The sequence below is a fragment of the Shinella sp. WSJ-2 genome (assembly GCF_003432075.1).
Lineage (GTDB): Bacteria > Pseudomonadota > Alphaproteobacteria > Rhizobiales > Rhizobiaceae > Shinella.
The window spans coordinates 239,156-260,516 of the sequence record NZ_QWBU01000005.1 but is presented as its reverse complement, the minus strand read 5'-3'; the positions used below and the strand labels follow the sequence as shown (position 1 = coordinate 260,516).

General features: G+C 63.0%; 17 protein-coding genes. 14 read left to right on the top strand and 3 right to left on the bottom strand.

The annotated features are described in order from the left end of the window. Nucleotides 1-47 precede the first annotated feature (47 nt). The 5 genes from D0Y60_RS14375 (at nt 48) to D0Y60_RS14355 (ending at nt 6,857) form a co-directional block, all read left to right on the top strand. Nucleotides 48-1,082: a metallophosphoesterase gene (locus tag D0Y60_RS14375; protein WP_245409188.1), complete on the top strand. Its 1,035-nt coding sequence runs from the start codon at nt 48-50 to the stop codon at nt 1,080-1,082. A gap of 85 nt (nt 1,083-1,167) precedes the next feature. Beyond that, the gene (locus tag D0Y60_RS14370; protein WP_117370638.1) at nt 1,168-2,208 is read left to right on the top strand and encodes a LacI family DNA-binding transcriptional regulator; all 1,041 of its coding nucleotides are present in this window, start codon (nt 1,168-1,170) and stop codon (nt 2,206-2,208) included. A gap of 9 nt (nt 2,209-2,217) precedes the next feature. Next, a complete protein-coding gene (xylB, locus tag D0Y60_RS14365) occupies nt 2,218-3,672 on the top strand; it encodes a xylulokinase (protein ID WP_117370637.1) in 1,455 nt (484 codons plus the stop codon). A gap of 27 nt (nt 3,673-3,699) precedes the next feature. Beyond that, a complete protein-coding gene (gene xylA, locus D0Y60_RS14360) occupies nt 3,700-5,010 on the top strand; it encodes a xylose isomerase (RefSeq protein ID WP_117370636.1) in 1,311 nt (436 codons plus the stop codon). 338 nt (nt 5,011-5,348) lie between these two features. After that, a complete protein-coding gene (locus D0Y60_RS14355; RefSeq protein ID WP_117370635.1) occupies nt 5,349-6,857 on the top strand; it encodes a globin-coupled sensor protein in 1,509 nt (502 codons plus the stop codon). A 9-nt stretch (nt 6,858-6,866) separates the two neighbouring features. On the opposite strand, the gene D0Y60_RS14350 is transcribed toward D0Y60_RS14355, so the two are convergent. Continuing rightward, a complete protein-coding gene (locus tag D0Y60_RS14350) occupies nt 6,867-7,898 on the bottom strand; it encodes a LacI family DNA-binding transcriptional regulator (protein ID WP_117370634.1) in 1,032 nt (343 codons plus the stop codon). 208 nt (nt 7,899-8,106) lie between these two features. Here D0Y60_RS14350 and D0Y60_RS14345 point away from each other — a divergent pair, with 208 nt between their 5' ends. The 7 genes from D0Y60_RS14345 to D0Y60_RS14315 all read left to right on the top strand — a co-directional run bounded on the left by D0Y60_RS14345 (nt 8,107) and on the right by D0Y60_RS14315 (nt 18,166). Then, nucleotides 8,107-9,633 (top strand): sugar ABC transporter ATP-binding protein, encoded by a 1,527-nt coding sequence (locus D0Y60_RS14345; RefSeq protein ID WP_117370633.1) that lies wholly within the window; start codon nt 8,107-8,109, stop codon nt 9,631-9,633. A 47-nt stretch (nt 9,634-9,680) separates the two neighbouring features. Further along, nucleotides 9,681-10,691 carry an ABC transporter permease gene (locus tag D0Y60_RS14340; RefSeq protein ID WP_117370632.1) on the top strand — a complete coding sequence of 337 codons (1,011 nt, stop codon included), beginning with the start codon at nt 9,681-9,683 and terminating at the stop codon, nt 10,689-10,691. Nucleotides 10,692-10,795: 104 nt separating this feature from the next. Next, complete coding sequence (locus D0Y60_RS14335; protein ID WP_117370631.1) at nt 10,796-11,746, top strand: substrate-binding domain-containing protein; 951 nt, start codon at nt 10,796-10,798, stop codon at nt 11,744-11,746. Between the two features lie 193 nt (nt 11,747-11,939). Then, complete coding sequence (locus D0Y60_RS14330; RefSeq protein ID WP_117370630.1) at nt 11,940-12,992, top strand: sugar phosphate isomerase/epimerase; 1,053 nt, start codon at nt 11,940-11,942, stop codon at nt 12,990-12,992. 13 nt (nt 12,993-13,005) lie between these two features. Continuing rightward, complete coding sequence (locus D0Y60_RS14325; protein WP_117370629.1) at nt 13,006-14,190, top strand: Gfo/Idh/MocA family oxidoreductase; 1,185 nt, start codon at nt 13,006-13,008, stop codon at nt 14,188-14,190. A gap of 315 nt (nt 14,191-14,505) precedes the next feature. Then, a complete protein-coding gene (locus tag D0Y60_RS14320) occupies nt 14,506-15,882 on the top strand; it encodes a GH1 family beta-glucosidase (RefSeq protein ID WP_117370628.1) in 1,377 nt (458 codons plus the stop codon). Nucleotides 15,883-15,973: 91 nt separating this feature from the next. Further along, nucleotides 15,974-18,166 carry a bifunctional diguanylate cyclase/phosphodiesterase gene (locus D0Y60_RS14315; protein ID WP_117370627.1) on the top strand — a complete coding sequence of 731 codons (2,193 nt, stop codon included), beginning with the start codon at nt 15,974-15,976 and terminating at the stop codon, nt 18,164-18,166. Here the strand turns inward: D0Y60_RS14315 and D0Y60_RS14310 are convergent, their stop codons facing one another. After that, nucleotides 18,167-19,114: a rhodanese-related sulfurtransferase gene (locus D0Y60_RS14310; RefSeq protein WP_117370626.1), complete on the bottom strand. Its 948-nt coding sequence runs from the start codon at nt 19,112-19,114 to the stop codon at nt 18,167-18,169. Between the two features lie 61 nt (nt 19,115-19,175). After that, entirely contained in the window at nt 19,176-19,661 is a 486-nt protein-coding gene (locus tag D0Y60_RS14305) for a CYTH domain-containing protein (protein WP_117370625.1), read from the bottom strand. A gap of 154 nt (nt 19,662-19,815) precedes the next feature. Here D0Y60_RS14305 and D0Y60_RS14300 point away from each other — a divergent pair, with 154 nt between their 5' ends. Beyond that, on the top strand, nt 19,816-20,454 hold the full coding sequence (locus D0Y60_RS14300) for a 2-dehydro-3-deoxy-phosphogluconate aldolase (RefSeq protein WP_117370624.1): 639 nt from the start codon (nt 19,816-19,818) through the stop codon (nt 20,452-20,454). A gap of 131 nt (nt 20,455-20,585) precedes the next feature. Beyond that, nucleotides 20,586-21,284: a tellurite resistance TerB family protein gene (locus D0Y60_RS14295; protein WP_117370623.1), complete on the top strand. Its 699-nt coding sequence runs from the start codon at nt 20,586-20,588 to the stop codon at nt 21,282-21,284. The last annotated feature ends 77 nt before the right edge of the window (nt 21,285-21,361 follow it).

The following is a 21,361-nucleotide window of genomic DNA, read 5'->3' as shown; positions in this document are numbered from 1 at the left end:
GAGCAGGCGGTCTCGGCCTGTCGCTCGCTTTGCCGCGCCTTGCGGCGATGGCGCAAGGCGCGCGGCCCGCGACGGATGCGACCTTCCTGTTTTCCTGCGACGTGCATGCCTGTCTCGTCTCGGCCGATAGCCTGAGCCCGAACTGCGCGGCCGAGGGCAAGACCGATGCGGCGCTGCTGCGCCATGTCGCTGCGCTGAATTCGGTCGGCGATCTCACATGGCCCGCCGAGATCGGCGGCAAGCCCTCGGGTCTCGCCAGTGCCGGCATGCGGATCGCGACACCGCTCGGCCTGGTGCTTGGCGGCGACATGACGGATGACGGCGGCGGGCAGGTGAAAGTGCCGGGGGAGGGGCGCCAGCTGCAGCAGTTCGCCAGCCGTTACCAGCAGGGCACCGGGCCGGACCGGGTGCACTATCCCGTCTATAACGGCCTCGGCAATCACGATCTCGACCAGGACGGCGTGGCGCCGCATATCGACTGGTACCGGCGCGAGTTGCGCGATTATGTCGAGTTGAACCACCGCTCCACCGTATTCTACAAGGCGCCCGTGCCGGCCGGGAATTACGACATCGATTCCGACAACTATTCCTGGGACTGGGGTGGCCTGCATCTCGTGCAGCTCCAACGCTTCGGCGGCGACGACACAAAAGATGCCGTCAGCGGTCTTGCTTGGCTGAAGCAGGATCTTGCGGATGCCGCGGCTGATGGCCGCCCGGTAATTCTGTTCCAGCACTACGGCTGGGACCAGTTCTCCACCGAGCACTGGGATCCCGCGGCGAAGACGTTCGATCCGCACGGGGCAGGTCCTGCCCATTGGTGGACGGATGCGGAGCGCGCAGCCTTGCTCGATGTACTCCAGGGCTACAACGTCGTCGCTATCTTTCACGGCCATGAGCACCCGACCCCGATGATCTACACCAGCGCAGGCCATGATATTTTCAAGCCCGTCGCCGCCTTCCTCGGCGGTTTCGCGCTGGTGCGGGTGACGGACGGCTTTCTGGATGTCGTGCTCGCACAAGCCAATGAAAATTCGGGCGAAATCACCTTTACCAATGCCTTCAGCAAACGCCTTTCCGGCTGAGAAAATCCATGTTGGAAACGGCGTATGCAAATTTCTGATTTACGTACATCAAAAATTCCTCTAAGGGTCTCGGCACGGAGGAGCGATGAGGCCCACAGTCCATGACATTGCTGCGGAAGCGGGCGTGAGTCTCGCCACCGTCGATCGTGTTTTGAACGATCGGCCGGGTGTGCGCGGCGTCACCAAAGCCAAGGTCGAGGCGGCGATCGCTTCGCTCGGTTATGTGCGCGATGTCGCAGCGGCCAACCTCGCCAAGAGCCGCGTCTATCCGCTCGTCTTCATCCTGCCCGAGGGCGACAATCCCTTCATGCGTGGCCTGGAAGCGGAAGTACGACGCACCGGCCTCCACTCCGCCATCGAGCGTACCCGTCTGTCCGTCGTGACGGTTCCAGCCTTCGATGCGGCAGCGCTGGCGGCAGCGATGGACGCTGCCATCGCCGAGGGCGTTTCTGGCATCGCGGCCGTGGCCGTCGATGCACCCGAGGTCTTTGCCGCGATCGACCGTGCGCGGGAGGCGGGCGTTCCGGTCGTCACCCTGGTCTCGGACCTCTCGGGTTCGGGCCGCGATCATTTCATCGGCGTCGACAATATCGCCGCCGGCCGCACTGCCGGTAGCCTGATGGGCCGTTTCCTCGGCAACCGGCCAGGCCCCGTGGCGGTGCTCGCCGGCTCGATGCGGGTGCGCGACCATGGCGAGCGCCTCGAAGGGTTTCTTGCCGCCATGTCGGCCATGCCGAACACCCGCGCGATCCTGCCGGTGCTGGAAGGCCAGGACGATCCGGACCTGTCTTTCAAGCTGATCGCCAATTGCCTCGCGGCCGTGCCCGATCTCGCCGGCATCTACAATCTCGGTGCCGGCAACCGCGGTCTGTTGAAGGCGTTGGCAGCACACGGCACGGATCTGTGCGTGATCGTACACGAACTTACCGGCGAGACCCGTGGTGCGCTCGAAAGCGGGGTCATCGACGCTGTGCTCAATCAGGATGCCGGCCACGAGGTGCGCAGCGCCATTCGCGTGCTGCGCGCCAAGGCGGATGGTCTGTCGGTCAATGCCGCGCAGGAGCGCATCCGCCTCGACATTTTCATCAAGGACAACCTTCCGCCGGCCGGTCCGGACGAGGAATAGGAGAGCCACATGTATCTTGGGATCGACTTGGGCACGTCGGGCGTCAAGGCCATGCTCATCGATGGCGACCAGCGCGTCGTTGGCTCGGCGACCGGCAAGGACGTTGCCACCGCGCGCCCGCATGCCGGCTGGTCCGAGCAGGACCCGGCCGACTGGATTCGCGCGACGGAAGAGGCGATTGCCGGACTTCGCGCTGCTCACCCAGCCGAGCTTTCGGCCGTGCGCGGCATCGGTCTGTCCGGCCATATGCACGGCGCGACCCTGCTCGATGCCGAAGACAAGGTGCTGCGGCCCTGCATCATGTGGAACGACACGCGCAGCCATCGCGAAGCCGCAAGTCTCGATGCCGATCCGCGCTTCCGCAAGATCACCGGCAACATCGTCTTCCCCGGGTTCACCGCGCCGAAGCTCGCCTGGGTGAAGAACAACGAGCCGGATATTTTTGCCAAAGTCCGGTGGGTCCTGCTGCCGAAGGACTTTTTGCGCGTCTGGCTGACCGGCGAGCATCTGTCGGAAATGTCGGATTCCGCCGGCACCTCCTGGCTCGATACCGGCGCCCGCAAATGGTCCAGCGAGCTTCTCGCCGCGACGGATCTTGAAGAGCGCCAGATGCCGGGGTTGGTTGAAGGCACGGATGCGGCAGGCACTCTTCGCCCGGAGCTTGCCGCCAGGTGGGGCCTCGGTGAAAGTATCGTCGTGGCCGGCGGGGCGGGCGACAATGCGGCCTCGGCCTGCGGCATGGGCACGGTGCGCGAGGGTGCAGCTTTCGTGTCGCTTGGCACCTCGGGCGTGCTGTTTGCCGCCAATGCCCGTTATCTGCCGAACCCGGAAAGCGCGGTCCATGCCTTCTGCCATGCGCTGCCCGACACCTGGCACCAGATGGGCGTCATCCTCTCCGCGACCGATGCCCTGAACTGGCATTCGCGCGTCACCGGCGCCTCCGCCGCCGACCTGACGAAGGAACTCGGCGAGACGCTGCGGGCGCCGTCCGGCGTCACCTTCCTGCCCTATCTCTCCGGCGAGCGCACGCCGCACAATGATGCCGCCATCCGCGGGGCCTTTCTAGGACTTGGTCATGAGAGCGGCCGCGTCGTGCTGACCCAGGCGGTGCTGGAAGGCGTGTCCTTCGCCATCCGCGACAGCCTTGAAGCCCTGAAGTCCGCCGGCACTAAGTTGTCGCGCGTCACCGCCATCGGCGGCGGCTCACGCTCGCGCTACTGGCTGAAATCCATCGCGACCACGCTCGGCCTTCCCGTCGATCTCCCGGCGGACGGCGATTTCGGCGCTGCTTTCGGTGCTGCCCGCCTCGGCCTAATCGCTGCGACCGGCGCAGACCCCGTCGCCGTCTGCACGGCGCCTAAAACGGCCGAGACCATCGAACCCGAGGCGGCGCTCGGCGCTGCCTTTGAGGATGCCTATCAGCGCTATCGCCGGCTCTATCCGGCCATCCGCGCCGCTTACTGACCCCAGAACATTTCAAGAGGAGACACCATGGCTACCGGCTTTTTCGGCGATATCGCCAAGATCAAATATGAAGGTCCTGACAGCACCAACCCGCTGGCCTTCCGCCACTATAATCCCGACGAGATCGTCGCCGGCAAGCGCATGGAAGACCATCTGCGCTTTGCCGTCGCCTATTGGCACACCTTCGTCTGGCCGGGCGGCGACCCCTTTGGCGGCCAGACCTTCGAGCGCCCGTGGTTCGAGGACTCGATGCAGGCGGCCAAGCTGAAGGCCGATGTCGCCTTCGAGTTCTTCCAGCTGCTCGGCGTTCCTTTCTACTGCTTCCACGACGCGGATGTGCGCCCCGAGGGCAAGGACTTCGTCGAGAACACGAAGAACCTGAACGAGATCGTCGATTATTTCGCCAGGAAGCAGGCGGAGACCGGCGTCAAGCTTCTTTGGGGCACGGCGAATCTCTTCTCCAACCGCCGCTACATGGGCGGTGCGGCGACGAACCCGGATCCCGATGTTTTCGCGTTCGCCGCCGCGACGGTGAAGACCTGCATGGACGCCACGCACCGTCTCGGCGGTGACAACTACGTCCTGTGGGGCGGCCGCGAAGGTTATGAGACGCTGCTCAACACCAATCTCGGCCAGGAGCTCGATCAGCTCGGCCGCTTCGTCAACATGGTCGTCGAATACAAGCATAAGATCGGCTTCAAGGGCGCGATCCTGATCGAGCCCAAGCCGCAGGAGCCGACCAAGCACCAGTACGACTACGATGTTGCGACGGTTTTCGGTTTCCTCAAGAAATACGGCCTTGAGAACGAGGTGAAGGTCAATATCGAGCAGGGCCACGCCATCCTGGCCGGCCATTCCTTCGAGCACGAGCTGGCGCTGGCCAATGCCCTGGGCATCTTCGGCTCCATCGATATGAACCGCAACGACTACCAGTCCGGTTGGGATACCGACCAGTTCCCCAACAACGTGCCGGAAATGGCGCTCGCCTTCTATCAGGTTCTCGCCGGCGGCGGCTTCACCACCGGCGGCACGAATTTCGACGCGAAGCTGCGCCGCCAGTCGATCGATCCGGAAGACCTGCTGATCGGCCACATCGGCGGAATGGATTGCTGCGCGCGCGGCCTGAAGGCCGCGGCGAAGATGATCGAGGACAAGGCGCTGTCCGGTCCGCTCGCCGACCGGTATGCCGGCTGGCAGTCCGCGGAAGCGCAGAAGGTTCTTTCGGGCGGCTCGTCGCTGGAAGCTTTGGAGGCCTATGTGCTGAACCACGGCGTCAATCCGAAGCCGCGTTCCGGCAAGCAGGAACTTCTGGAAAACGTGGTCAACCGCTACGTTTGATCCCTGCCGACATCAGCTGAAATTCGAAGGGCGTCCTCGTGGCGCCCTTTTTGTTTCACTGCAGAGCGTTTCGCCCTCACGTAGGGTGAGGTTTATTCTCTTGTTGTATTTAAAAAACATCAGTTTCCATTGATTTTATCGGTGTTGTTTATAACAATAATTCGAACTTATCAGATATTTTTGGCTAAAATTTGCCATTCATCAATTTCATGGAAAGTATCACTGCTTTTCTTATATTGTTTTTTTACTATCGACTGCAAAAAATCACGACACACGGAAAGCCGGTCTCCTGATTCGGGACTTGGAACAGTTGTCCTCCGCAGCAAAGGATTTTTTGGATGTCGGCGCACGATAGCAAAACCCAGCAGCTCAACGAACGTCTCCAGTTCGTCAATTTCGATGCGTCACAGCGCGATGCGCTGAAGAGCGCCTTGCCGACGATCTCGGCATCACTCGATGGTGCCCTCGATATCTTTTACGCCAAGGCCCGCGCGACACCCGAAACGGCCCGGTTCTTTGCCAACGAGGCCCACATCCAGAGCGCCAAGGGGCGCCAGGTCAAGCATTGGGAAGTGATCGGCTCGGCGAAATTCGACACGCAGTATGTCGATGCCGTCACCACGATCGGTAAGACCCATGCCCGTCTCGGCCTCGAGCCGCGCTGGTATATCGGCGGCTATGCGCTGATCCTGGAGGCAATCGTCGAGGGCGTCATTGCCAAGCATCTCGAGGGTTTTCTCTACCGCAAGAAGGCGGCGGCGATCAGCGGTGAGATCAACGCAATCGTGAAAGCGGCGCTTGTCGATATGGACTATGCGATCTCCGTCTATTTGGAGGCCCTGCAGGAGGAGCGCGAGAAATCGGAAGCCGAGCGGCAGGTTCGCAACGCCGAGCAGGAGGAGGCGCTGAGCGCGCTCGACACCTCGCTCAACCGGCTTGCCGGCGGTGATCTCACGGCCTCCATCACCAAGCCGCTTGCCCCGCAATTTGAGCGCCTGCGCTCCAATTTCAATGCCGCCATCGAGAAGCTGGATGATACGCTCGGAGCTATCGTGACGGCGGCCGAGGACGCGGCCGGCAATTCCGGCGAACTGGTCAATGCCACGGACGACATGGCCAAGCGCACCGAACAGCAGGCGGCTTCGCTGGAAGAGACCGCGGCGGCCGTCGAGGAGATCACCACCATTTCCCGCGAGGCTGCGATCCGCGCCGAGGAAGCCCGCCGTGTCGTCGGCAGCGCGACGGAAGAGGCAAAGCGCTCCGGGCAGATCGTTGAGCAGGCCGTGACCGCCATGGGGGCGATCCAGGAATCCTCGGGCAAGATCACCCAGATCATTAGCGTGATCGACCAGATTTCCTTCCAGACCAACCTTCTGGCGCTCAATGCCGGCGTCGAGGCGGCGCGGGCGGGCGAGGCCGGGAAGGGTTTCGCCGTCGTGGCGCAGGAGGTTCGGGAACTCGCTCAGAAATCCGCGGAAGCGGCCAAGGAAATCAAGGCGCTGATCGACAAGTCCTTCGAGGATGTGCAGCTCGGTGTGTCCCTGGTCCACAAGACCGGCGAGGCGTTGCATCACATCGGCGAGCAGGTGGTGCATATCAATGCGCATATCGACGCCATGAGCAATTCCGCCCGCGAGCAGTCGGCCGGCATCTCCGAAATCAACACGGCGGTCGGCAGCATGGACCAGATGACCCAGCAGAATGCCGCGATGGTCGAGGAAACCAATGCGGCCACACACAATCTGATGCAGATCAGCACGACGCTGAAGGGGCTGGTCGACCGGTTCACCGTCTCGGCGGCCCGCGTGCAGCGCACGGCGAAGCCGGCGCATCGCCGCTACGGCTAGAAATGCGCTCTAGCGGCGCACGAAGCGCCGCGCGGGCGTAGAAACCGAATTGCGCACGATCAGGTCCGGCCGAAGCAGGATTTCCGTTTCGGCCGGCTCGTTGTCGGATAGCAGTTCGAAGAGCAGCGCCATGGCGCTCTTGCCAATGGCAGTGCGCGGCTGGCGGATCGTCGTCAGCGACGGTGTCATGAAACTCGCCTGCGGCACGTCGTCGAAACCGGTCACGGAAAAATCGGTCGGAATGTTATAGCCGCGCGCGCTAAGCCCTATCATCACGCCGATGGCGGTCTGGTCGTTGACGCACATGAAGGCGCTCGGCAGCGTGTCGCGCATGAAGAGCTGTTCAAGCGCAAGGCGTCCGCTCTCGATCGTGCCGTCACCTTCCAGGATGGTCCGCTCGTTGACCGGAACACCAGCGGCATCCAGTCCGGCGTCGTACCCCTGCCGGCGGCGGCTATAGGCGAGGCGTGTGCGCGAATCGCCGATGAAGGCGATCTTGCGGTGGCCCTCGGCGATCAACAGGTCGACGGCCTTGCGCGCGCCCTCGATATCGTCGACCCCGACATAGGGAATGCCGCCGTTATAGACCGGCTCGAAGACGCCGACGCTGGGCGGCAGGCGTGCAGTCATGCTCTGGTGGCCAAAGGGCAGGATGCCGGTGAACAGGATGAGCCCGGCGGCCTGATTGGAATTCAGGAATTTCAGATATTCCAGCCCGCGCTGCGGATCGTTCTGCGTATGGCCGATCAGGATGCCGTAGCCATGCGCGCGCGCCTCGTTTTCCAGGCCGACGAGAATGTTGGAGAAGTTCGGGTCACCAATGTCAGGCGCGACGACAAGGATCATGTTCGACCGGCCAAGCCTCAGGCTGCGCGCCATGGCATTGGTCGTATAGCCGGTAATGGCAATCGCCTGGTTGACCTTCAGCCTCGTCGAATTCGCCACTTTTTCGGGTGTGTGGATGGCCCGCGATACGGTCGCAATCGAGACCTGCGCGATGCGCGCGACGTCCTCGATCGTGGCGGGGCTGGATGACGACAAACTGGCTCTCACTGGGCGGTGGCAATGCCAGTCTGGCGATCTGGAATTGCTGAAATCAAACGAAGTGCGGGGACACTACACAGACTGGACCGGTGGTCAAACGGCGCTTGCTGAAAATTCCTGATATCCCATGATGTAAACCTTTACATAGATCGTGTAAAGGTTTACATCATGCTCACGTGGTCGAGGAGCCGCAGGGAGGAAATCGATGAATCCGGACGCTGTCGACGGGGCTCCCGTCGTTCTTTCTGCGCGCCGTATCAGCAAGTCGTTCAACGGCGTGCAGGTCCTGTTCAGCGTGAATTTCGAGCTTCGCGCCGGTGAGGTCCATGCGCTGATGGGTGAGAATGGCGCGGGCAAGTCGACGCTGGTAAAAATCCTCTCGGGTTTCGAGCAACCGACCTCGGGCGAGATCCTGCTGGACGGCCAGTCCGTTAAGCTGCCACCGAACGGCCAGGCCGAGCATCTCGGCATTGTCATCATCCACCAGGAATTCAACCTCGCCGAACACCTGACAGTCACCGAGAGCCTGTTCCTCGGACGCGAGGTCACGCGTTTCGGCGTGCTCGACCGCAAGTTCATGCGCGCTGAAACGCGCCGCGTGCTCGACCAGCTCGGCTCGCATGTTGACGAAAATGCGATGATCAGTTCGCTCTCCATCGCCGACAAGCAGATGGTGGAGATCGCGAAAGCCATCAGCCGCGATGCGCGCATCATCTTCATGGACGAGCCGACCGCCGTGCTCTCCCGTGAAGAGACCAACTACCTCTTCCGGCAGGTTCGCAAGCTGCGCGAAAAGGGCACCTCCTTCGTCTTCGTCTCGCATAAGCTGGACGAGGTCATGGAGCTGACCGACCGCGTCACCGTGTTGCGTGACGGGCAATGGATTAAGACGGCACCGACCAGCATTCTCGATGGCGAGTCCATCGCGCAGCTGATGGTCGGTCGCGAGCTCTCCAGCCTCTATCCCGGCAAGCAGGAGCCGAGCGTCGACGAGGAAGTGACGCTCGCCGTCTCCGGGCTGACGACGCATTATGTACAGGATGCGAGCTTCGAGGTGCGCAAGGGCGAGATTCTTGGCTTTTCCGGGCTGATCGGCTCCGGCCGCACGGAGCTGATGGAGGCGGTCGCGGGCCTGCGGTCGCGGGTTTCAGGCGAGGTCACGGTGCGTGGTGAAAGGGTGCCGGCCGGCGATGTGCATGCCGCCAACCGCGTCGGCATCGCCTATATGACCAAGGACCGCAAACATAAGGGCCTGCTGCTCAACTCGCGCATGACGGCGAACCTGACGCTGCAATCGCTCGATCAGCATGGCAAATTTGGTTATCTCAGCCCGAAGAGCGAGGCCGCGGCGCTGGAGCGCGCGCGCCGCCGCTTCGATATCCGCGTGCGCGACGGGCGTGTTGTCGCCGGCCGCATGTCGGGCGGCAACCAGCAGAAACTGCTGCTCGCCAAGGTCATGGAGACCGAGCCCGACGTCATCATCATCGACGAGCCGACACGCGGCATCGATGTCGGCACCAAGCAGCAGATCTACCATTTCATTTCCGCACTCGCCCGCGACGGCAAGTCGATCATCGTCGTCTCCTCGGAGATGCCGGAGATCATCGGGTTGTGCACCCGCGTCGCCGTCATGCGCGAGGGGCGGATCGTCGGCATTCTCGAAGGCGAGGAAATCTCCGAGCAGGAGATCATGCGCTATTCGGCAGGGTTGAAGAAGAAGACCGCCGCCTGAGCGTCAGCCGGCTGCGAAACAACAACGATTTTGGGTTGGGGACGAACATGACCGCAGGCGAAGATACGGTTGAAACAAAGGCGCGCAGCCGAAGCTGGCGGGATGTTGATCTGAGAGCCGTGGCGCCCTTTGCGGCGCTGGCGCTGCTGCTCATCGTCGGTGCGCTGGTCAATCCGAATTTCATCGGCCTCAACAACCTGGCGAACGTCGCGACCCGCAGCGCCTTTATCGCGATCATCGCCGTCGGCGCCACCTTCGTCATCTCGTCCGGCGACCTCGACCTCTCGGTGGGCTCGATGGTCGCCTTCGTCGCCTCGATCATGATCATCTTCATGAATTCCGGCGCGATTGCCGATCCGGGCCTGATGCTGGCGGCCGCCGTCGTGCTGACCATGGTCATCGGCGCGGCCTGTGGCCTCGCCAATGGCCTCATCACCACTGTCGGGAGGATCGAGCCGTTCATTGCCACGCTCGGCACGATGGGCATCTATCGCGGCCTCACCACTTGGCTGTCGCAGGGCGGCGCGATCACGTTGCGCGAGCCGGAATTGCAGGCGCTCTATCGCCCGGCCTATTTCGGCTACATCCTCGGCGTGCCGGTGCCGATCGTCGTCATCCTCGTCGTCACCGCGATTGCCGCCTTCATCCTTTATCGCACGCGCTATGGCCGCCATGTCGTCGCCGTCGGCTCGAATGCGGATGTCGCGCGCTATTCCGGCATCCCGGTCAACCGCGTGCGCACCATCGCCTTCGTCATCCAGGGGCTCTGCGTGGCGATTGCCGTGCTGCTCTATGTGCCGCGTCTCGGCTCCACCTCCGCCACCACGGGCATCCTTTGGGAGCTGCAGGCGATCACGGCCGTCGTCGTCGGCGGCACGGCGCTGAAGGGCGGGGCAGGGCGCGTCTGGGGCACGATCTGCGGCGCCTTCATTCTCGAACTGGTCGGCAACATCATGCTGCTCTCCAACTTCATCAGTGAATATCTGATCGGGGCCATCCAGGGCGCGATCATCATCATTGCGATGCTCGTCCAGCGCTCGCTGGTACGGAAGTCGTGAGACCAGGCAGGGCCGGCACGCGCAAAGCGGCCGGGCCTGCGGGGAGGTAGCCGGGTCCACAGGTCCCCGGTGAAGAACGAAGACCTGCTTTTGGGAGGAAACTCATGCGCAAGAAACTTTTGGGCCTGACCGTTGCGGCGATGGCGCTGATCGCCGGTGCCGTTCATGCGGAAGACAAGAAGGTGACGATCGGCGTCTCCATTCCGGCCGCCGACCATGGCTGGACCTCCGGCGTCGTCTATCACGCCGAGCGTGTCGCCAAGCTCCTCATGGAGCGCAATCCGGGCCTCAACGTCATCGTGAAGACCTCGCCGGATCCGGCAAGCCAGGCAAATGCCGTCCAGGACCTTGAAACGCAGGGCATCGACGCGCTCGTCATCCTGCCGACCGATCCGGATCCGCTGGTCAACGCCATCAAGGAAGTCAAGGGCAAGGGCACCTTCGTCGCGCTCGTCGACCGTGCGCCGAGCACCAACGACAATTCCGTGCGTGACCTCTATGTCGCCGGCAACAACTTCGCGCTTGGCCAGACGGCGGGCGAATACATCAAGACCACGACGCCGGACGCCGAAGTCGTCGTTATCAGAGGCATGGCGATCCCGATCGACCAGCAGCGCCAGGATGGTTTCGACAAGGGCATCGAAGGCTCCAACGTCAAGGTTCTCGATCGCCAGTACGGCAACTGGAATCGCGACGATGCCTTCAAGGTCATGCAGGACTACCTGACCAAGTACCAGAAGATCGACGTCGTATGGTGCCAGGACGACGACATGGCTGTCGGCGTTCTTCAGGCCATCGAGCAGGCCGGTCGCAAGGACATCCAGTACGTCATCGCCGGTGCCGGTTCGAAGGACATGATCAAGAAGGTCATGGACGGCGACAAGATGATCCCGGTCGACGTGCTCTATCCGCCGGCAATGGTTGGCACCGCGCTCGAAATGACCGCCGCCAATTTCTACGGCCAGGTCCCGGTTCGCGGCGTCTACACGATCGACGCGACGCTCGTCACGAAGGACAACGCGAAGGACTTCTACTTCCCGGACTCCCCGTTCTGATCTGACGACATGAAGGCCGCCCGGGACATGATGATCCGGGCGGCTTTTCTTTCGCCTTTTCGTGGGTCTCATCCGCACTTTCACATTGCCCGATCCGCCAAAGGCCGATAGCTTTCCACGCGCTGTGGTACGTACCGCAAAAATTTCTGAGACAGGCCGCGAGGATCGGCCGAGTTCCTGGGAGGACGCAGATATGAAGACGATCAAGGGCCCGGCCCTGTTTCTTGCGCAGTTCGCGGGCGATGCCGCGCCGTTCAACTCCTGGGATTCGATTACCAAATGGGCCGCCGATATCGGCTATAAGGGCGTACAGGTTCCAAGCTGGGACGGCCGCTTCATCGACCTGAAGAAGGCAGCGTCGTCCAAGGACTATTGCGATGAATTTGCCGGCAAGGCGCGCGAGAACGGCGTCGAGGTCACGGAACTTTCGACCCATCTTCAGGGCCAGCTCGTTGCCGTGCCTCCCGCCTATGACGAAGCCTTCGACGGCTTTGCGGCGCCGGAAGTGCGTGGCAATCCCAAGGCACGGCAGGAATGGGCGGTCGAGCAGGTGAAGCTCGCGCTGACCGCCTCGAAGCATCTGGGCCTCGACGCCATGGCCAGCTTCTCCGGCGCGCTCGCCTGGCCCTTCGTCTATCCCTGGCCGCAGCGCCCTGCCGGCCTGGTCGAGACCGCCTTCGACGAACTGGCGAAACGCTGGAAGCCGATCCTCGACCACGCGGAGGATTGCGGCGTCGATGTCTGCTACGAGATCCATCCGGGCGAAGACCTGCACGACGGTATCACCTACGAGATGTTCCTGGAGCGCACCGGCAACCACGCCCGCGCCTGCATGCTCTACGATCCCTCGCACTACATCCTGCAGTGCCTCGACTATCTCGACAATATCGACATCTACAAGGACCGCATCCGCATGTTCCATGTGAAGGATGCCGAGTTCAATCCGACGGGCCGGCAGGGCGTCTATGGCGGCTATCAGGGCTGGGTGAACCGGGCCGGCCGCTTCCGCTCGCTCGGCGATGGCCAAGTCGATTTCGGCGCCGTCTTCTCCAAGATGGCCGCGAACGATTTTGCCGGCTGGGCCGTGGTCGAATGGGAATGCGCGCTGAAGCATCCGGAGGACGGTGCGCGTGAAGGGGCGGAATTCGTGAAGGCCCACATCATCCGCGTGACCGAAAAGGCATTCGACGATTTCGCAGACGGCGGCACCGATCAGGCCGCGAACCGGCGCATGCTCGGACTTTAAGGAGGAACACCGCATGGCAATCGAAGGAAGCGCAAGCGAAACGCGGCAGCCCCGCATCCGGCTCGGCATGGTCGGCGGCGGCTCGGGCGCCTTTATCGGCGCGGTGCACCGCATCGCGGCCCGGCTCGACGACCACTATGAGCTGGTCGCCGGCGCGCTGTCGTCCTCACCGGAAAAGGCCGAGCAGTCGGCGCGCGAACTGGGGCTCGACCCGTCGCGCAGCTACGGCAGCTTCAAGGAAATGGCGATCCGCGAGGCCAAGCTGAAGAATGGCATCGAGGCCGTGGCGATCGTCACGCCGAACCACGTGCATTACGAGGCCGCGAAGGAATTCCTGAAGCGCGGCATCCATGTCATCTGCGACAAGCCGCTGACCTCGACTTTGCCGGATGCGCGCAAGCTGAAGAAGCTCGCCGAGGAAAGCGATGCGCTCTTCGTTCTCACGCACAATTACACCGGCTATCCAATGGTTCGGCAGGCGCGCGAGATGGTGGCCAATGGGGAACTCGGCTCGATCCGGCTGGTGCAGATGGAATATCCGCAGGATTGGCTGACCGAGGACATCGAGAGCAGCGGCCAGAAGCAGGCCGCCTGGCGCACCGACCCCACCAAGTCCGGTGCCGGCGGCTCCACCGGCGATATCGGCACCCATGCCTATAATCTCGGCTGCTTCGTCTCCGGCCTGGAGCTGGAAGAGCTGTCCGCCGATCTCGACAGCTTTGTGCCGGGTCGCAAGCTTGATGACAACGCCCATGTCATGATGCGTTTCAAGGAGAAGGACGGCGCGCGCGCCAAAGGCATGCTCTGGTGCAGCCAGGTCGCGCCCGGCCATGAAAATGGTCTCAAGGTGCGCGTCTATGGCACCAAAGGCGGTCTCGAATGGGTGCAGGCCGATCCGAACTATCTCTGGTACACGCCCTTTGGCGAGCCGAAGCGCCTGATCACTCGCAACGGTGCCGGCTCCGGTGCCGCTGCCGCCCGTATGAGCCGCGTGCCCTCGGGCCATCCGGAAGGCTATCTCGAAGGCTTCGCCAATATCTATTCGGAAGCCGCCCGCGCGATCTATGCCAAGCGCAACGGCGCGAAAGTCGATCCCGCCGTCACCTATCCGACAGTGGATGACGGGCTCAAAGGCATGCTCTTCGTCGATGCCTGCGTGCAGTCTTCAAAGAAGAATGGGGCCTGGGTCAAGGTATAGGCCATCCACCCTCGCGGTGCGGCGGTCTGCCGCCGCATCCGGGGGCACGGCAATGCCTCTCATTCTACGACAGGTTGATGGCCCTGCGTTCTACAGCCTACTCACCAAGGTGGGGACCGCGCCGCACCCCTTGTTACCCTAGAAACCGCGCCGTATTTTACCCTCCGCGCGGATCCGCCAACCCCACCATCGCAGAGAGACCGGAGTGGCGGGAAAAAACCGCCGCGTGGGCGTCGCCGCGCGCCACGGACGCATTGACTTTCAGCAAAACAGCGTTACTGCAACGTTGCAGATTTCAAGACTCCGAGAGATACCATGATCGACCCCAAGGCTCTTGCCGACCGTTTTCCCGGCGATTTCGTGTTCGGCGTGGCAACCGCCGCTTTCCAGATCGAAGGGGCATCGAAGCTGGATGGCCGCAAAGCCTCGATATGGGATGCTTTCTCCAACATGCCGGGCCGGGTCTACGGCCGCCACAACGGCGATGTCGCCTGCGATCACTACAACCGGCTGGAGCAGGATCTCGATCTGATCCAGTCGCTCGGCGTGGAAGCCTATCGGTTTTCCATCGCCTGGCCGCGCATCATTCCCGAGGGCACGGGCGCGGTGAACGAGAAGGGTCTCGATTTCTACGACCGGCTGGTGGATGGCCTGAAGGCCCGCGGCATCAAGGCGTTTGCGACGCTTTACCATTGGGACCTCCCACTGATGCTGGCCGGCGACGGCGGCTGGACGGCGCGGCAGACGGCCTATGCCTTCCAGCGTTACGCGAAGACGGTCATCGCCCGCATCGGCGACAGGCTGGATGCGGTGGCGACCTTCAACGAGCCATGGTGCTCCGTCTGGCTGAGCCACCTCTACGGCATTCATGCGCCGGGTGAGTGCAATATGGATGCAGCCCTTCATGCGCTGCATTTCACCAATCTGGCGCATGGTCTCGGTGTCTCGGCGATCCGTGCCGAACAGCCGAAGCTTCCCGTCGGCCTCGTGCTGAACGCCCACTCCGTCTACGCCGGCAGCGACAGCCTGCCCGACCGGGATGCCGCGGCGCGCGCCCATGATTTCCACAACGGCGTCTTCTTCGGCCCTGTCTTCAAGGGCGAATATCCGGAACGCTTCCTCTCGGCGCTCGGCCATCGCATGCCGGAAATCGAGCCGGGCGATATGGAGACCATTGCTCAGCCGCTCGACTGGTGGGGCCTCAATTACTACACGCCGATGCGCGTTGCAGACGATCCCGCCGAAGGCGCGGAGTTTCCCGCCACCGTGCCGGCCCCGCCGGTGTCCGAGATCAAGACCGATATCGGCTGGGAGGTTTTTGCGCCGGCGCTCGGCGATCTCATCCGCAAGCTCAACGCGGATTACACGTTGCCCGATTGCTACATCACGGAAAACGGCGCCTGCTACAATATGGACGTGGAGAATGGCATGGTCGACGACCAGCCGCGCCTCGACTATATCGCCGACCACCTCGGCATTACCGCGGACTTGATCGGCGAGGGGTATCCGATGCGCGGTTACTTCGCATGGAGCCTGATGGACAATTTCGAATGGGCTGAAGGCTACCGGATGCGCTTCGGTATCGTGCATGTCGATTACGACACACAGGTGCGCACGGTGAAGAAGAGCGGGCAATGGTACGGCGCGCTTGCCGGTCATTTCCCGAAGGGCAACCACAAGCCGGCTGCCTGATCGTGATATCAGAAATTACTGATATTGATGTTGTGAACGTAAAGGATTCATAACGCTTCTTCCGCATCATCTCTCCCGGTTGGAGACCCTGATGCGGCGGCTTGCGCACCACCTTTCCGGATTGCTAGGGACCCGGCGGCTTACGGTCGTTCTCGGGGTGCTTGGCTCGTTCGCGATCGTCGTCAGCCTTGCAACCGTACTTGTCATGATGGCGCTTGGTTTCCTCGCCAACAGGGCAAACGAGCTTGATGAGGAGCGCACGCGCCAGACCGTGTTCGGCGCACTCTCCTCCATGCGCAGCTCCATCGTCACCACGGTGCGCGACTACTCGGTCTGGGACGATGCGGCCGAGAATGTTTACGGCACGCCCGATATGCCGTGGCTCGTTACCAATTTCGGTCTCGCAACCGAAGGCGGGCCGCTGTTCGATACCGTCTTCCTCGTCGACGAGAAGGGCGGCACGATGCTCGCCTATCGCAATGGCGCTCCCTTCGAGATGGATGCCAGGACATTCGGCGGCACGGCTTTCGAAACGATGCGCCGGGAGGTGGTTGAAGCGGGGCTCATGCCGGGCAAGGAACTCGGCGCCTTCCTGCGCACATCGAAAGGCCCGGCTGTCGCCGCCGTTTCCGCCATCCGGCCCGCCTCCGATGCGGTCAAGGCACCGGAAGCCGGCCTGCGCATCCTTTTCATCCTTCGACACCTGACGCCCGCCCGCATCTCGAAGATATCCGACAATTTCCTCGTGTCCGGTCTTCTCCTGACGGACAGCGTGCCTGCAACCGGCGATGCCGTCGCGCTCAACGGCCTCGATGGCAAGCCGCTCGGATATCTCTCCTGGACACCGGAAGCGCCGGGCGACAAGAGCTATGATCAGGTGCGTCCGCTCGTGCTTTTGGCGCTGGCCGGCGTTGTCGTTTTTTTTGCTCTTCTCGTGCTGACGGGGGCTATCTTCGCCGTCCGGCTCAAGGCGGATGAGAACAGCGCGCGTATGCAGGCGCTGACCGACCGGCTGAGTGGGCTTCGCAACCGCACCGGCCTTTATCTCGGCCTCGACGAGTTGAACGCGCGGGCCGTTGCGGAAGCGCGCGATGTGCTGATGCTCTATCTCGACCTCGACGGTTTCAAGGACGTCAATGATTTCTATGGCCATGCGGTCGGCGACCGGCTCATTCGTGGCGTTTCCGCCGGCCTGACCCGCCTCGTGCCTGAAGACGCCATGCTCGCCCGCATCGGCGGCGATGAATTCGCCATCGTGTTCCTTGCCGGTGATGACGGCGCGGAAACGGAGCGGCTGACCCGCGCACTTCTCGATTTCTTCACCGAACCCTTCGCCATCGGCGAGCGCGTCGCCATCGTCGGGGCGAGCATCGGCATTGCGGTTTCGCATCGGGGGGTGGTCGCTGGCGAAGAGCTGTTGCGGCGCGCTGATGTCGCCATGTACCGCGCCAAGCATGCCGGCCGCGGCCGTGCCATGTATTATGAAACGCTGATGGACGACGACCGCGATATGCGGCGCGAAATGGAAGAGGCTCTCAGGGCGGCGGTCGGGCGCGGCGAGATCGATGTCGTCTATCAGCCCATCGTGCGCGCCCGCGGACGTGACATCTGCGGCGTCGAGGCGCTGGCCCGCTGGAAGCGGGACGGACAGCCCGTGCCGCCGGATGTCTTCATTCCGCTGGCCGAGGCGACGGGCATCATCGACGCGCTCGGGCCGCTAATTCTGAAACGGGCCTGCGAGGCGGCGCGGCAATGGCCGGATCTCGGCGTTTCGGTCAACGTCTCGCCGGCGCAGTTCCGCAATCCCTTTTTCCCGGATCAGGCGCTGGCGATCATTACGCAAGCCGGCATCGAGCCGGCGCGCATCACGCTTGAAATAACCGAGGGCTATTTCATCCAGAATCCCGGCCGGGCGAAGCTTGTCATGGATCGGCTGAAGGCGGGCGGCGTGCGCATTGCGCTTGACGATTTCGGCGCCGGCTTCTCGTCAATCGGCTATCTCATCCGCTTCGGTTTCGACCGCATGAAGATCGACCGCTCGCTCACCATGGCCGGGCAGCAATCGATCAAGGGCGGCGCGATGCTGCAGGCGACGGTGGCGCTGGCCGCATCCTTCGACATGCCGGTCACGGCCGAGGGCGTGGAGACGGCCGAGCAGGCGGCCTTCCTGCATCTCTGCGGCTGCGACCAGCTGCAGGGCTATTTCTACGGCCGGCCGATGAGCGAAAAGGCGATCTGCGACCTCATAACCCCGCCGGCCACTTCCCAGAGCATTGCCGGCTGATCATTTGCCGAGATGGCGTTCGCCGCGTTGTTTGGCTAGATCCATCTGCTTCTGCCGCTGGCGAAAGCGCATGCGGTCTTCTTCGCTGCGCGTGCCGTGGCAATGCGCACAGGACACGCCGGCCTCGTAGAGCGGAGACGCGATCTCTTCTGCCGTCAGCGGGTGTCGGCAGGCGCGGCAGAGCTTGAGATCGCCTTCTTCCAGGCCATGCAGAACGGAGACGCGTTCGTCGAAGACGAAGCAGGCGCCTTCCCAGAGGCTTTCTTCCGGCGGCACCTCCTCGAGGTACTTCAGGATGCCGCCCTTGAGGTGGTAGACTTCCTCGAAGCCTTCCTGCTTCATGAAGGCCGTCGCCTTCTCGCAACGAATGCCGCCGGTGCAGTACATCGCGATCTTCGGCTTGTTGTGCAGGCCGGTATTGTTGCGCACCCAGTCCGGAAACTCGCGGAATGTCTTGGTATTCGGATCGACCGCGCCTTTGAAGATGCCGATCGCCGTCTCGTAGTCGTTGCGCGTGTCGATGACGATGGTGTCGGGATCGGAGATCAGTGCATTCCAGTCCTGCGGGTCGACATAGGTGCCGACGGAGCGCGTCGGGTCGATATCCTCGACGCCCATCGTGACGATCTCCTTCTTGAGACGCACCTTCATGCGCAGGAAGGGCATGGCGCTGGCATGGCTTTCCTTGTGCTCCAGCCCGGTGAATTCCGGCTGGCTGCGCAGGAAGGACAAGACGGTATGGATGCCGGCGGCGGGGCCGGCGATCGTGCCGTTTATGCCTTCATGGGCAAGCAGCAGCGTGCCGCGCACGCCGTTTTCCTCACAGAGCGCCTGCAAGGGGTCGCGCAGGTCCGCAAAACGCGGAACCGAGACGAAATGGTAGAGCGCGGCAACCAGAAAGCCGTCATTCGCCGACGGCGAAGGAATTTCATGTGCGATGTCTGTCATGGGGTCGCCACATACAGCTTTCGCGCTTTTCAGGCAATGCGGCGCAAAAGCACGCTCGTCTCTACGCCAGCTGGTGGAGCCGCGCGCCGTCGCTGTTGCCAAGCGCCATGGACTGGTTGGAATACTGGCTTTCCCCCGTCACTTCACGGCCGACCCAGTTCGGCAGCTGCGGGTCGTCGTGGATGGAGGAGAGTTCCACCTCGGCGATGACAAGGCCGCGATGGGCGCCGCTGTAGACATCGACTTCCCACACATAGCCATCATGCGGCACCTTGTAGCGCACCTTTTCGATGATGGTGCCGACGGCATGACGCAGCATGTCTTCGGCCTCGCCGCGGCTGATCTCGACTTCATATTCGTCGCGGACGAGGGCAGTATGGCCGACCTTGATGGTGAGGCGGGCACGCCCATCGCTATAGATGCGAACGCGCAGCGACCGGTCGTCCTGGGCCACGATATAGGCTTGCCTTATGGCGACGCCTTCGTTTGCGAAGGTGCGCCATCTTTGGCCCGACACCAGGAACTTCCGCTCGATCTCTTTCGCCATAGGCACGCTTTCGCTGTCTCTGAGATGGGCTTGGGCGAGCGAAGACTACACGATACGTGTGTCATGACAAGTCCATGAATCAGGCTTAAGGCTCGACACGAGGTCGCAGACGCGCTATGTCGAGCAAAATTCAATCGTTTTAAAGGGCCGCGCCATGAGCGAGAAGAACACCAAGCTCCTTTCCGTCCTGAAGTTGCAGCCGGTGGTGCCGGTGCTGGTCATCGACGACCTCAAGACGGCCGTGCCGCTGGCGCGCGCACTCGTCGCAGGCGGCCTCAAGGCGATCGAAATTACGCTGCGCACACCGGCCGCTCTCGAAGCGATCCGCGCGGTCGCCAACGAGGTCGAGGGCGCCGTCGCCGGTGCCGGCACGATCCTCAATGCCGCGCAGTTCGAAGCCGCCGTCGAGGCCGGTTCGCAGTTTATCGTCAGTCCCGGCACGACGCAGGAACTGATCGACGCGGCCGCCGACAGCGAAATCCCGTTGCTGCCCGGTGCGGCCACCGCGAGCGAAGTCATGGGCCTGCGCGAAGAGGGTTACCAGGTGCTGAAGTTCTTCCCGGCCGAACAGGCTGGCGGCGCCGCCTATCTGAAGTCGCTGTCTTCGCCGCTCGCCGGCACGCTGTTCTGCCCGACAGGCGGCATCTCGCTGTCGAATGCCCGCGATTACCTCTCGCTGCCGAACGTCGTCTGCGTCGGCGGTTCCTGGGTCGCGCCGAAGGACCTCGTCGCCAAGGGCGACTGGGCGGGCATCGAGAAGCTTGCCGCCGAAGCCGCCGCACTCAAGGGCTGAACAAGGTCCAATGGATTTGCTAGCGGGCGGCCACCGGTCGCCCGTTATGCGTTTGTAATCGGGCGCGCGCCTTCCTATCTTGCCCTTGCAGTCGGCCCTACGACGTGACGAGAGAAACGGAGACGCTCCCCATGTTTGACGCCAAGAAGTTGCTTGACCAGTTCCTCGGTTCGCAGGTGCCCGGCGCCGGAGGAACCGTGCGCGACCGCGCCGGGCAGGTCACCCAGCTCGCCAAGGACAATCCGCTCGCTTCCATCGCCATTGCCGGCGTGCTGCTGGGCACGGACAGCGGCCGCAAGGTCGCGGGCTCGGCGCTGAAGCTCGGCAGCCTCGCCGCCATCGCCGGCTTGGGTTATCAGGCCTACAAGAACTACAAGGCCGGTCAGAACCCGGTCGAGACCGCGCAGGCCGGCACGCCCGAGCTTCTGCCGCCGCCGACCGATTCCGGCTTTCATCCCGAGGCCGTCAGCACCGACTTCGCGCTCATCCTCGTGCGCGCCATGATCGCTGCCTCGCGCGCCGATGGTCACATCGACGATGCCGAGCGGACCCGTATCATGGACAAGCTCAAGGTCTCGGGTCTGGGGGAGGATGCCGCGAAATTCCTCGAGGACGAGCTGGCCCACCCGATCGACCTCGACGCCATCGTCGCGGCCGCTACGACCGAGGAGCAGCGCGTCGAACTCTATACCGCCTCGCGTCTTGCAATCGAGCCGAAGACCCGCGCCGAGCGCGGCTATCTCGACCTGCTCGCCGGCCGCCTCGGCCTTGCCGATGCGCTGGTCGATCATATCGAGGCGACTGTATCGGCCGCGACCGTCGCCGCCTGACGCGACGTTTCGGGAGCGGCCGAACGCCGCTCCCTGCTTTCCACATTGCTTCGCGCCGCCCGCTGTTCTATCCCTTC